Source organism: Tropicimonas sp. IMCC6043 (assembly GCF_004146235.1).
Taxonomy (GTDB): Bacteria; Pseudomonadota; Alphaproteobacteria; order Rhodobacterales; family Rhodobacteraceae; genus Tropicimonas.
This window is the reverse complement of record NZ_SELO01000072.1, coordinates 1-11,762: the sequence shown is the minus strand read 5'-3', so window position 1 is coordinate 11,762 and position 11,762 is coordinate 1. Positions and strand designations below refer to the sequence as shown.

At 60.9% G+C, this 11,762-nt stretch carries 7 protein-coding genes and 3 pseudogenes; 2 read left to right on the top strand and 8 right to left on the bottom strand.

All coding sequences use genetic code 11. The features are described 5' to 3' along the window. The 7 genes and pseudogenes from EU800_RS24610 to EU800_RS24580 form a co-directional block, all read right to left on the bottom strand. Window positions 1-346 (bottom strand): annotated as a pseudogene (locus EU800_RS24610) (carbohydrate ABC transporter permease); the annotation flags it as partial. Continuing rightward, window positions 343-1,224 (bottom strand): carbohydrate ABC transporter permease, encoded by an 882-nt coding sequence (locus EU800_RS24605; RefSeq protein ID WP_129636128.1) that lies wholly within the window; start codon window positions 1,222-1,224, stop codon window positions 343-345. The pseudogene EU800_RS24610 and the gene EU800_RS24605, both read right to left, overlap by 4 nt. 68 nt (window positions 1,225-1,292) lie before the next feature. After that, window positions 1,293-2,570 (bottom strand): extracellular solute-binding protein, encoded by a 1,278-nt coding sequence (locus tag EU800_RS24600; RefSeq protein ID WP_129636127.1) that lies wholly within the window; start codon window positions 2,568-2,570, stop codon window positions 1,293-1,295. 38 nt (window positions 2,571-2,608) lie between these two features. Continuing rightward, on the bottom strand, window positions 2,609-3,694 hold the full coding sequence (locus tag EU800_RS24595; protein ID WP_129636126.1) for an ABC transporter ATP-binding protein: 1,086 nt from the start codon (window positions 3,692-3,694) through the stop codon (window positions 2,609-2,611). A 38-nt stretch (window positions 3,695-3,732) separates the two neighbouring features. Then, entirely contained in the window at window positions 3,733-5,250 is a 1,518-nt protein-coding gene (locus EU800_RS24590; protein WP_129636125.1) for an alpha-N-arabinofuranosidase, read from the bottom strand. Window positions 5,251-5,357: 107 nt separating this feature from the next. Beyond that, the gene (locus tag EU800_RS24585; RefSeq protein ID WP_129636124.1) at window positions 5,358-6,284 is read right to left on the bottom strand and encodes a LysR family transcriptional regulator; all 927 of its coding nucleotides are present in this window, start codon (window positions 6,282-6,284) and stop codon (window positions 5,358-5,360) included. A gap of 116 nt (window positions 6,285-6,400) precedes the next feature. Further along, window positions 6,401-7,303: an HAD-IIA family hydrolase gene (locus EU800_RS24580; protein WP_129636123.1), complete on the bottom strand. Its 903-nt coding sequence runs from the start codon at window positions 7,301-7,303 to the stop codon at window positions 6,401-6,403. A gap of 257 nt (window positions 7,304-7,560) precedes the next feature. Between EU800_RS24580 and EU800_RS24575 the strand changes: the two genes are divergently transcribed. Continuing rightward, complete coding sequence (locus EU800_RS24575; RefSeq protein ID WP_129636122.1) at window positions 7,561-8,910, top strand: sn-glycerol-1-phosphate dehydrogenase; 1,350 nt, start codon at window positions 7,561-7,563, stop codon at window positions 8,908-8,910. A gap of 562 nt (window positions 8,911-9,472) precedes the next feature. Here EU800_RS24575 and EU800_RS24565 read toward each other — a convergent pair. Then, a pseudogene (locus tag EU800_RS24565) lies at window positions 9,473-10,537 on the bottom strand (IS5 family transposase); the annotation flags it as partial. 247 nt (window positions 10,538-10,784) lie between these two features. On the opposite strand from EU800_RS24565, the pseudogene EU800_RS24560 reads away from it, so the two are divergent. Continuing rightward, window positions 10,785-11,762, top strand: a pseudogene (locus EU800_RS24560) (IS110 family transposase); the annotation flags it as partial.

Sequence of the window (11,762 nt, the reverse complement as noted above, 5' to 3'; positions counted from 1 at the left end):
GCACCATGAAGCTTGCCACAACCAGCAGGTAAAGCAGCCTGCGGCCCGGAAAGTTCAGCTGCGACAGCGCATAGGCGCACATCATGCCGAAGAGCAGCACGACAAAGGTGATGATGACCGAGGTGCCAACAGAATTGATATACCAGAGCGGCAGCTTCGAGTTCGACAGGACCTCGATATAGGCTTTGAAGTTCAACTCGTCGATCAACACACCCGCATCGGTAACAACACGTTCTTCGCTGCGAAGTGATGTTGTCAGCGCCCAGTAGAGAGGAAAGATCCAGATGCTGGCCGCGATCAGGACGATGCCGGAAAAGGCAATGTTGCGTGCGCGTTTCACGGTCATTTGCGGCCTCCCATCCTTAGGAGCTGGAACTGTAGCACCGAGACGATGACGATCGTCAGGAACAGAACCATGGCGATGGCGGATGCGTAGCCGCCGTGATTGAGCTGGAACGCCTCACGGTACATCTGCAGGAGGACTACATAGGACTGATTGAACGGCCCCCCATTCGACAGCAAGTACACCTGGTCGAAGAGCTTAAGCTGCAAGATCATTTGTAGCGTCAGAACCAGCGCCGTCACCGGCCACAAGAGCGGCCAGGTCACACGCCGGAAGCGCTGCCAATTGGTTGCCCCATCGAGCGCCGCCGCCTCATAGAGATCCGGAGAAATGTTCCGCAGCCCGGCAATGAACAGCAAAACGTTGAAGCCGTTGGTCCACCAGATCGTAACTACCGCGATCATCGGCATCACCCAGTGCGGATCCTTGAATACGGCGACCGGGCGGCCGATGAAGAATTCGATCATCGGTTGCAGAATGCCGAACTGGAAATCGAGCATCCATGACCAGATCAGGGTCACCACGGAGACCGGCAGGACATAGGGCAGAAAGAACAGCGTCAGCACCAGTGCCTGCACGCGCCCTTTCAGATGGTCCACCGCGAGCGCGATCAACAGAGCGATCACGGTCGTCGGGATGACCGTCAGAAGCACGAAATAGAAGTTGTTCCAGATCGAGGTATAGAACAACCTGTCGCTCAGCAGCTTGACGTAGTTGTCGAAGCCGATCCACTCGCCCTCGCCAATCAGCGGCGCGTTGGTGAAACTGAGCGTGATGACCTTGAGGGTCGGGTAGAAGAAGAACACAGTAAATACGAAAAGAAAGGGCGCGACGAGCATTGCCGCCGAGCGCAATTCACGACGTCTGCGCTGGTTCTGCATTATCCCGATCCTCCTCCGGCCGTTTTTGCGCGCCGGGGCCAAACACGTGGCCCCGGCGGCTGTCATGATCAGTCAAGCAGCGCCTGAAGCTGTTCCTTCATCTGCTGCGCGGCATCTGCGGGTTCGAGGAAACCGTGCACGGCCGGTGCGATCAGGTTGTCGACAGCGTCGTAGATCGGCGAGGCAACACCTGCGATCTTTGAGCGCGGGTCGAAGGCCGCGTTGCCGGCGAGCGAGGCATAGGTCGCGTTCGGCTCAAGCGCCTTGTACTCGTCGCTCTCGACCGTCGGGACATAGGCCGGGATATGGCCGGCGCCAGCCCATGCCAGCGATTCCTTCTCCATCCAGCCGATAACCGTCAGGACGGCATCCCGCATCTCCGCGGACATGTCTGGGTCGTTCGGGATGGCAAAGGCGTGGGAGTCGGCCCAGGTCGCGGGCATGTCGAGAAGCTGCGGCACTTCCACGGCGAACCAGTCGAAGCCCAGGGTGCCCGCTTCTGCGGAGTCCTTGAAGGTCGGAACTTCCCAGACGCCATTGATGTGCAGCACGGCCTTCTTGCCGGAGAAGAGCGCCACGGAGGCTTCGTATGCGGCCTGCTCGGGGATCAGACCGGCCAAACGCCAGTCCGCGAGGATCTGGATCGCATTGGTGGCCTTCTCGAGGTTATCGCCCGCAAGCACTTCGCCATCGCTCAGGATATCACCATCCTGCTGCTTGAACAGCGTGTAGAACATCCGCCAGGTTCCGCCGCCGCCTTCACTCTGGAAGCTGAGCGGATCGGAGAAACCATTCTCCTTTGCCCAGGTCAACAGCGCGGTCATGTCCTCGACCGAGTTGATGCCGGTCAGCAATCCGTTCTCGTCGAGCCATTCGGTGCCTTCAAGCGCCGACTTGTTGTAGTAGGTGACGATCGCGTGAATGTCGAACGGGAAAGCCATGAGCTGGCCGTCATCGGTCGATGCGGCTTCGATGGCGGCCGGGAAGAACTCGTCTTTCGACAATTCTGCCTTGGCGAGGTCCTCGTCCGTGATCGGCGACAGGACATCTTCTTCGAGCGCCAGCGGCATACGCGACAGGTGATAGGTCATGATGTCGGGTCCTTGCCCGACGGCAACCGATGTGCGCACCTTAGTATAGAACGGAAGGCCCCACTCGAGCGTGGTGCCGTTGATCTGGATATCGGGGTGCTCCTCGTTGAACCGATCGATCAGCGCCTTCATCCGCACGCCGTCGCCGCCGGCGAGGAAGTCCCACCATTCAACCTCGACCTGCGCCAGGGCGGGTCCCGACAGGCCGATGGCCAAGGCGGCCGTGGCCGCGAGTTGAGCGAGTTTGGTCTTCATGTTGTCTCTCCTCCAGATGACAAGATTGGTTCCAGGGGTCAGCGAAGGCGATCGCCCTCACGATCGAAAGCAAAGATGTTGCCCGGTTCAGGCACAACGGTCTGCACGGTGCCCCGCAGTCCGTGCCGGGCGCCGGACTGCTGGAAAATCACGGCATCGCCCCCCTCCAGCGTGCCATGCTGATAGGACATGCCACCGAGTTCCTCGGCGACATCCACCGTTACCCGAAGCCCCGGACCGTCGGTCAGGGCCAGATGCTCGGGACGGATTCCGACAACGATCTCCGCTCCGACCTCGAGTGCTTGCGACAGCCGCACCTCGAGACCGAGATCGGGCTGCCCGTCGAGCCTGGCGGAAATGCCGTCCGCAGTGTGTCCGGCGATGGTTGCGTTGAAGAAGTTCATCGACGGCGAGCCAATGAAGCCCGCGACAAATCGATTGGACGGGTCCTCGTAGAGCTCCAGCGGTTCGCCCCATTGCTGGACGTAGCCGCCCTGCAGGACAAAGATCTTGTCCGCCAGCGTCATCGCCTCGACCTGGTCATGGGTGACATAGATCATCGTCACGCCGAGCGCCTTGTGCAGGCGCGCGAGTTCCAGCCGCATCTGCACCCGAAGCTCGGCATCGAGGTTGGACAGCGGCTCGTCGAAGAGGAACACGTCTGGCGCGCGCACGATGGCGCGCCCGATGGCCACGCGCTGACGCTGGCCACCGGAAAGCTCGGAGGGCTTCTTTTCAAGCTGCTCGGTCAGCTTGAGGATCTCAGCGGCCTCGTGAACCTTTTGCATGATCTCGGCTTTCGGCCGGCGGGCGAGGCGCAGGCTGAAGGCCATGTTCTCGAACACGGTCAGGTGCGGATAGAGCGCGTAGGACTGGAATACCATGGCGACGCCGCGCTTGGCGGGGTCCTCGTTGGTCACGTCGCGTTCACCGATCCGGATCTTGCCCGAAGTCGTTTCCTCGAGACCTGCGATCATTCGCAGGAGCGTTGACTTGCCGCAGCCCGAGGGGCCAACAAACACCGCGAACTCGCCCTTGTTGATTTCCATGTCGACGCCACGGATGACGTCGACTATCCCGAAGGTCTTGGTTACCGCATCGAGATTGACGCCGGTGCCCTCCATGCTTGCTGTCCTCCCGTTCAATTGCGCCCGTGTTCCTGTCAGTCCAGTGCCAGCCGGATCATGTTGTACGAGAACGCCGGGAGTTCTCCCTTGACCGCTCCGTCAACGACGTCAAGCTTCTCGCCCTTGCGCGGCTTGATCCGGTTCGGATCGGCGCTGGTGTTCGCAACGCGTGCTTCGTTTGCATTTCCGCCGAGGACCTGGTGATCGATCAGCCGGGCATTTCCGAAACCATGCAGGGCCATGTCGACCGACATGGTCTCGTCCAGGCTCCGGTTGACCGCGAAAATCGTCATCGAGCGACCATCTTTCGCCAGCACCGCAGAAACGTCGAGATACTTGACGTCCTGTGCCGCTTCCTCGTCGTAGCGCGGGCAGTCCACCGCCACGTTCAACGCGGTGCCACGGCCATAAAGGCTCGCGAACTGGTAGGGGAAGTAGATCGAAGTGGCCCAGGCCTTCCCGCCCTTCTCGGCCCGGATCGGCGCAATGACGTTTACGAGCTGGGCAATGCAGGCGATCTTCACCCGGTCCGAGCGGCGAATGAATTCGTTCAGCAGGCAGCCGATGAAGATGGCGTCTTCGAGGTTGTAGTCCTCTTCGAGCAACGCCGGTGCTTCGGGCCAGTCCCATTCGGACCAGTTTTTGCTGTCCTGTTCGCGGTTGTGATACCAGACGTTCCATTCATCGAAGCAGATGAAGACGTCGTTCTTTGCCCGTTTCTTGGCCTTGACGAAGTCGATAGCGCCGGCGACCGACTGGATGTAGCGCCCCGTCCGCTCGACCTTGGCAAAGAAATTCAGGCTGTTGCGACTGTTGTTGCCATAATAGTTGTGCAGCGAGATATAATTGACGTTCTCGTAACATTCCTCAAGGACCTGCCGTTCCCAGTCGGGATAAGTCGGCATCTCGTCATTCGAGGACCCGCAGACGACGGTCTCTATATCCTTGCCGAACGCCCTGACCGCCTTGGCGGTCTCGTTGGCCAGGTGGCCATATTCCCGGGCCGTTTTCTGGCCGGTCTGCCAGGGGCCATCCATCTCGTTGCCAAGGCACCACATTTTCACGTCGTGGGGTTGCTCAGCACCGTGGCTCCGGCGGAGGTCGCTCCAGTATGTACCGGACGGGAAGTTGCAATACTCAACGAAATTGCGAGCGTCCTCGATGCTGCGTGTACCGAGGTTCACGGCCAGCATCATCTCGATATCGGCATCCTTTGCCCACCGGGCGAATTCGTTGATTCCGACCTGGTTTGTCTCCTTCGACCGCCAGGCAAGGTCCAGACGGACCGGACGGTCCTCTTTCGGCCCGACACCGTCTTCCCACTTGTAGGCGGAAACGAAATTGCCGCCCGGGTAGCGGATGGCTGGGATCTTCAGGTCGCGGACCAGCTCCAGCACGTCCTTGCGGAAACCGTCTGCATTCGCGGTGGGATGGTGGGGCTCGTAGATACCCGTGTAGATCGCCCTTCCCATATGCTCGATGAACGCGGAGTAGAGGCGGTCATCAATGGAGGCAATGGTAAAGTCCCGATGTATGGTCGCGTGGCCCTGCACAGTTTCCTCCCTCTGCGAATCTGCCTTTTGCCGTACAGTAAGGAGAGAAAGGGTTGTCGATCAATTTACGATATTCGGATTTTTGTTAACAAAAGTGATAACTCACCTCACACCGCCAGCCGTTGGTGAATGAGCCTTATAAGTCGTTCCGCCGCAGCCGACATGATTTGATCGCGCGGACGCAAAAGGTAATATGGTTCGATGTCGATCACCTGATCCATCGGCAGGAGTGTCAAATCGGCACTAAAGGGCGGCGACAGTAGAAGTTCGGCGACCTCGCGCGTCACCACAGCGACAACGTCAGAGTCACGCAGAAGCGCCATGATCGTCACCACGGAGGACGTCTTGATCAAGTTGGACGGCAGGTGGACGCCCGCGTCGTGGAACGCAGACTCGACCGCGTGGCGAAGGGGCGCACCCCGGTCCTGCATGGTCCAGGGATAGTCCGCAAGTTGTTCCAGCGAGACCCGGTCAACATTGGCCAGCGGGTGGATTCGATTGACCATCAGCTGTACGTTCTCGTTGCCGGCTCGGGCAATTTCGAAATCCTGCGTGACCGTCTCCGCGCCGGGCCGGCAGAGCGCAAAGTCGTACGTGCCGCGTTCGAGTTCTTCCATGAGATGTGTGGAAGAGGAAACCTCCAGCGAGACTTCTACCAGAGGCGCGTTATGCTTGAGTTCAAGGATGGCTGGAATGACGGCGGACAGCGCCCCGCCTGTCACAGCGCCAACCCGGACAGAACCGCCAAGCCCTTCCAGATGCGCGGTCAGTTCCTGCGCCATCTGGTCGACATCGTGCACCAGTTTACGGGCGTGCCGGGAGAGCAGTTGCCCCGCTGGCGTCAGCCGCATCCCCTTGGCGGTACGTTCGAACAGCGACACGCCCAGATGGGCCTCCATGGATGCCAGCATGCGCGATGCGGCAGGGAGCGACATGCTGCACATGTCGGCAGCGAGGCTCAACTGGCCATGACGGGCGATCGCTGCCACCAACCGCATCTGCACCGGACGCAGGGATCTGAGATAGGGATTCATTGCCATGGCCTATTGATGGCACACTGCAGGATGGCCGTCACGGCAACGAAGTGAACCGTCTTCCCGGTTGGCCTCCGGCCATTTGTGCGGTCGACCCAATTCACCATGCCCCGCCTTCAGGGCCGGCGAATGATGAAATCCGGCACGATCCCGGCCGCTTCCACAGCGTGGTGCGGGTCGGACCCTGCAAAGAAACCGTAATCCGCCACCAGCGCCGAGGCGACCCCGGCGGTCTGCGCGCCAAGTATATCCGTGTGGAGACTGTCGCCGACCATCAGGATCCTGTCGCGGCGTATTTCGCTGCCTAGCCGGGCAAAGACGAGATCGTAGATATTCGCGAATGGTTTGCCGTAGAACCGCGGCGCTATACCGGTCGTCTCGGCCAGCCGATGGGCGAAATAGCCGGGTTCGAGCGAAAACCCCGTTTCCCGCGGGGCAACGATATCCGGGTTGCCAACCCAGACCTCGCGCGGGTTGGCGCGCAGGGCGTCCTCCAGCATGGAATGGCGTTCCTCTGTCCACGCTGCGGAACCGATCAGCAGGAAGGCTTCGGCATTAGCATAGGCGGCGGGATCTTCCGCAAGGTAGGTGATATCGAGATCTTCCAGATCTTCCCGGCCGAGGGATTCCGTCGCCATGACGCCCCATCGGCGTGATGCCTCCGATTGGACACCTGAAAGCAGCGCCTTGCGGCTGGTGATCACGTCTTCCGGTGCAAAATCATACCCGAGCCCGGCATATTTCTGTATCAGGAAAGAATGGGGAAAGCCCGCCGCGTTCGAGACCACCAGCACGCGTTTGCCCGCTTCCTTGAGATCCAAAACCCGCTCCGGCGAGCCGGCAATGGCCGTTTCCCCGATATTCAACACGCCGAACGCGTCCAGAAGAAACACGTCGAAATCATCCTCGATCTCGGCCAGTGTTTCGGCGTGGCGCGATGTGGCTTTGCTTGCCGGTTGGGGCAGTCTGGCCCGCGCCGCTTCGTAGGAGGCAAAGGCCTGTTCGGTTGTGATGGACATGAAATCGCCTTTTCTGGTTTCGCCGAGACCTATTCCCGGATCGTGGCGAAGGCAACTTTTGCCAGCGGTCTCCCGTTATGACGCGGCAAACAGGCCCAACTCGGAGCCGTGCGGCCGGGAATCCCTGTAAATTCCATCTCCGGTGCCGTATCGCATGACTCGACAGCGGACCGTGTTTTCCGGGACCTCGTTTGCGGGGTCTATCTTAGCCAACCGCAGCCGTTCACAGTAGAAAAACCGGATGGAGGACAGGCATAATGACATCCTGGCGCGCACAAATCAACTCACTGATCACGCCGGCCGTGGCACGCTCCAGCGTCACGAAGGAGGTTCTGATCGGGCATGGAACCCTGTCGGCGGCAGGGGATGTCGCGGCGAAATTCGCGCAATCGCGCAAGGCGCTGGTCATGGCCGACGAGGCGGGTTTCGGCGCCGCCGGCCCGGCAACGATGGCTGCCTTTGAAGGCGCCGGTTTTACCGTGCGAACGGCGATCAAGCCCTGCGATCCTCTTCCGAAAGCCTCGGTCGAGGAAGCCGAGCCTTTCCGTGCCGCGCTCGCAGCAGACCCGGACCTGTTTCCGGTTTCGGTGGGTTCCGGCGTCATCAACGATCTCGTCAAGTTCGCGGCCTTCGAAACCGAGCGTCCGTACCTGACCGTCGCAACGGCGGCCTCCATGGACGGCTACACAAGCGCCGGCGCCCCCTTGGCGCGCGACGGCTTCAAGATCACGGTCCCGACGCGCGCGCCCATCGCCATGATCGCCGATCTGGACGTGCTCGCCGCCGCGCCTGCCGAGATGAATGGCTGGGGTTATGCGGACCTCGCCGGGAAATCTCCCACGGGCGGCGACTGGATTCTGGCCGATCTGGTCGGTGCCGAACCGCTCGACGATCTCACCTTCCCGCTCGTGCAGGATAACCTGAAAGGCTGGCTCGCCGGTTCCGAAGGGATTGCCTCGGGCGACGCCGACAGCCTGGCGCGGCTCTTCGTGGGTCTTACGGCGGTCGGCTTCGCGATGGAGTTCCACGCCTCCTCGCGTCCGGCCTCGGGCGCGGAACACCAGTTCGCGCATTTGTGGGAAATGGAAGGCCTGTACCATCAGGGGCGCAAGGTTTCCCACGGTGCGGCCGTGGCGGTCGGGTGCCTGACGACACTGGGGCTCTATGACTGGCTGATCGCGCAGGACCTCACCCAGCTCGACGTGGACGCGGTCATCGCTGCCGCACCATCGCTGGAGGAGCGTCTTGTCGCCCTCGACGCCGCCATTGCCGATGCGCGCATTGCCGAACGCGCCCGAGTTGAACTGGAAGCCAAACACGCGCCTCCCGATTTGCACGCCGAGCGCATAGCGGCAGTCAAGCAGGGTTGGAATGAAGCGCGCGCCCAGCTTCAGGCCCGGCTCTATCGCCGCGAGGAGATGGCGGCGATGCTGCGGGCTGCCGGAGCACCGGCCTCCGCGGCCGAGATCGGCGTCAGCGACGCGCACCTGCGTCGCTCCGCCAATGCTGCCCCGTTCATTCGTCGCCGTTACACGATCTTCGATTTCCTGCACGAAACCGGCATGTGGGAAGCGGCGCTGGAGGCTACGCAGAAACACAGCCAGTAGCGCTGCCAAGAAAAAAAATTCGAACCAGTTTCCGAATTGACCGTGAGACCGCTCCTTATTCCGCGCCACGTTGTAGCTTCGTGCCGGAGCCTACCTGCATATTGGACGCTCTGCGCGACAATTCGGCAGACGACCGATGCAATACGTAACTGGCGGGAAATTAGGGATGAGTGAGGATGTAGGTGACGAAATTCTCGTGACAATCCAAAACGCTGAGATTGATGGATTCGCCGGTGGCGCGGCTGAGACGGCCCAAAACGAGGTCCGCCACGCGTAGAATGTCGGTCAGACCGGGCATAGAACGGGCGCAAAGGCTGAAGAGCTTCAGCGCCAGTTGGTAATTCTCGGTTTCGGGATCCTGATCGACACAGCCATATTAGAAGTAGCGCTTCAGCTTGATCCCTTAAGTCCAGTCCGGCATCTTATTCATCGCGTGCGTTTCGGCCCTTAAGCAGGTTGCTGAAATAGTCGCCGAGCCAGAACATTTCTCCTTCTGCGTGGTCGGCGTCATGTTCTTGGCCACGGAAGGCCAGTGTGTCTTGCGGCATTTCTGATCGTCGTCAGCCAGAAGCCGGGACGGTCTGGCGAGGTTGTTGGCGGCCATCGTCAGGATGAAGCGGGAGCGCAAGCGTTCGACGCCTCGATAGACGGTTTGAGCCATACCGCCGACAGTTTTTGCCCATCCGAACGCATCCTCGATCCGTTTGCGGTGCCTGATGGACTGGGCGTAGCCCTTGTGCCGGGTGGTGCGACCGTCGATTGCTGAATATCTCGATTTCTGGGCGAAATGGGGCGTTACGAAAGCTTGCCGAAGGTCGGCTACAAATCCGGCGGAGTCGAAGCCCTTGTCGGCGCCCAGGATTATTTGCCGGGTCGATCCCGGGGAATGGCGGTGGATCATGTCGAGCGCCGCTCGCCGTTCAGCATGGCCGTCAGCTTGGGTGAGGTCTCCCTGCACGGTCAGGCCGGAGCGGTTCTCCATCAGCGCATGGCCGATGAAGCACAGCATTGCCCCGGTGCCAGGCGACTTCTTGTAAAGGCGTGCGTCCGGGTCGGTCGTGGACACATGGGTGGGATTCGACCGCTTCTCGCCCCGGAAGCCAACCTCGGCATTGCGGTTCGAGTGGCTGGGGCAAGGCATTGGGGCGGTCTCGGGTTCGGTCGGTTCGGGCTGGTGTTCGGGGATAACATCGGGTCCTGTCGGGTCGTCCGGATCGTCGTCGGGCGGCCTGTCACCCGCCTTGGACTGGAAACACTTCATCTAGGCCAAGGCCTTCACCGAGGTGCCGTCCACCGAGAAAGTCTCATCCGACAGCAGCGGCGCGACCTCGCGATGGGCCAGTATCGCGGCCATCACCTTACGCGACATGTCGCTCGTCAGCAGCCGGTCGCGGTTCTTGGTAAAAACGGTCGGGACTCAGACGGGATCGTCGATGCCGAGCCCCACGAACCAGCTGAACTTGAGGTTATACTGGATCTACTCCATCAATTGCCGCTCGGAGCGCACCGAGATCAGGATTTGGGTCAGGCTCGCCCGGATCAGCCGTTCCGGTACAATCGAGGGACGGCCGAAGTTGGTGTGGAGCACCTCGAACTCGGCATCCAGGCTGGCAAGCGCCTCGTTCAGCCCGCATAAAAGAAGCCATCGCTCGCAGTTGACCGTTGTAGTGGTCAAAAACTGCGAGTGAGCGGTCTATTTCGCCATCGAGCGGTTTCCCTGTCCTGTATGATGGTCTCGCCGGCCTGCACGTCAGTTATTCGTACCGAGAACGAAGGGAATTTCATCTGATGGTGTGGACGGCTCCACCCGAACGGCATCGCATTGTGCCATGTTGGTATTGTGTGAAAGCCAACAAAGGAGAGGAGCCGACCACATGGAGATTACAACGCTCGGGATCGATCTTGCCAAGTCCGTATTCCAGCTTTACGGGGTGGATGCTGATGGCACTGTGGTTTTGCAGAAGAAACTGCGGCGGGGCGCGGTGCTCGATTTTCTCGGCAAGCTCGAGCGCTGCTTGATCGGCATGGAAGCATGTCCGACGTCACACTTCTGGGCGCGGGAAATCGCGGCCCTCGGGCATGACGTGCGGCTGATCCCGCCCGCGTATGTGAAGCCTTACGTGAAGCGGCAGAAGAATGATGCGGCGGATGCCGAGGCGATCTGCGAGGCCGTGACGCGGCCGAACATGCGCTTCGTGCCCGCCAAAACCGAAGAGCAGCAGAGCGTCCTGGTCCTGCATCGATCGCGCGATCTGCTGATGCGGCAGCGGACGATGATCCTTAATGCGATCCGGGCCCAGCTTGCGGAGTTCGGGATCATTGCGGCGCAGGGACCTCGAAAAGTAACCGAACTACTACGGCGGCTGAACGGGCCGGATAGCTTCGGATTACCGGCGCTCGCCCGTTCCGCACTTCTGGCATTGGGGGCGCAACTCGAGCACATCGCCGAAGCGATCCGCAACACGGAACGGCAGTTGATGACCTGGCATCGGCAGAACGCCGCAAGCCAGCGGCTCGAGACGATCCCGGGCGTGGGCATCATCACCGCCACGGCGCTCGCAGTCAGCGTTCCGGATCCCTCCGTATTCCGTTCGGGCCGGCAGTTCGCGGCCTGGCTGGGGCTCGTGCCACGACAGAACTCATCCGGTGGAAAGGAGCGGCTGGGGCGGGTGTCGAAGATGGGCAACGGCTACTTGCGTCGCCTGCTGGTCGTTGGCGCCACGTAGGTGACGCGGCGGGCTGAAACCACCCAGACACGAACCGGGGCCTGGGTCCGATCCCTGCTGGAACGCAAGCCAACGAGGCTCGTCACGGTGGCAATCGCCAACAAGACCGCCCGAACCGCATGGGCC

What these genes read in the sequence shown, in the direction of transcription:
- EU800_RS24605 (WP_129636128.1), bottom strand. Translation starts at nt 1,224, where the DNA reads ATGCAGAACCAGCGCAGACGTCGTGAATTGCGCTCGGCGGCAATGCTC.
- EU800_RS24600 (WP_129636127.1), bottom strand. Translation starts at nt 2,570, where the DNA reads ATGAAGACCAAACTCGCTCAACTCGCGGCCACGGCCGCCTTGGCCATC.
- EU800_RS24595 (WP_129636126.1), bottom strand. Translation starts at nt 3,694, where the DNA reads ATGGAGGGCACCGGCGTCAATCTCGATGCGGTAACCAAGACCTTCGGG.
- EU800_RS24585 (WP_129636124.1), bottom strand. Translation starts at nt 6,284, where the DNA reads ATGAATCCCTATCTCAGATCCCTGCGTCCGGTGCAGATGCGGTTGGTG.
- EU800_RS24580 (WP_129636123.1), bottom strand. Translation starts at nt 7,303, where the DNA reads ATGTCCATCACAACCGAACAGGCCTTTGCCTCCTACGAAGCGGCGCGG.
- EU800_RS24575 (WP_129636122.1), top strand. Translation starts at nt 7,561, where the DNA reads ATGACATCCTGGCGCGCACAAATCAACTCACTGATCACGCCGGCCGTG.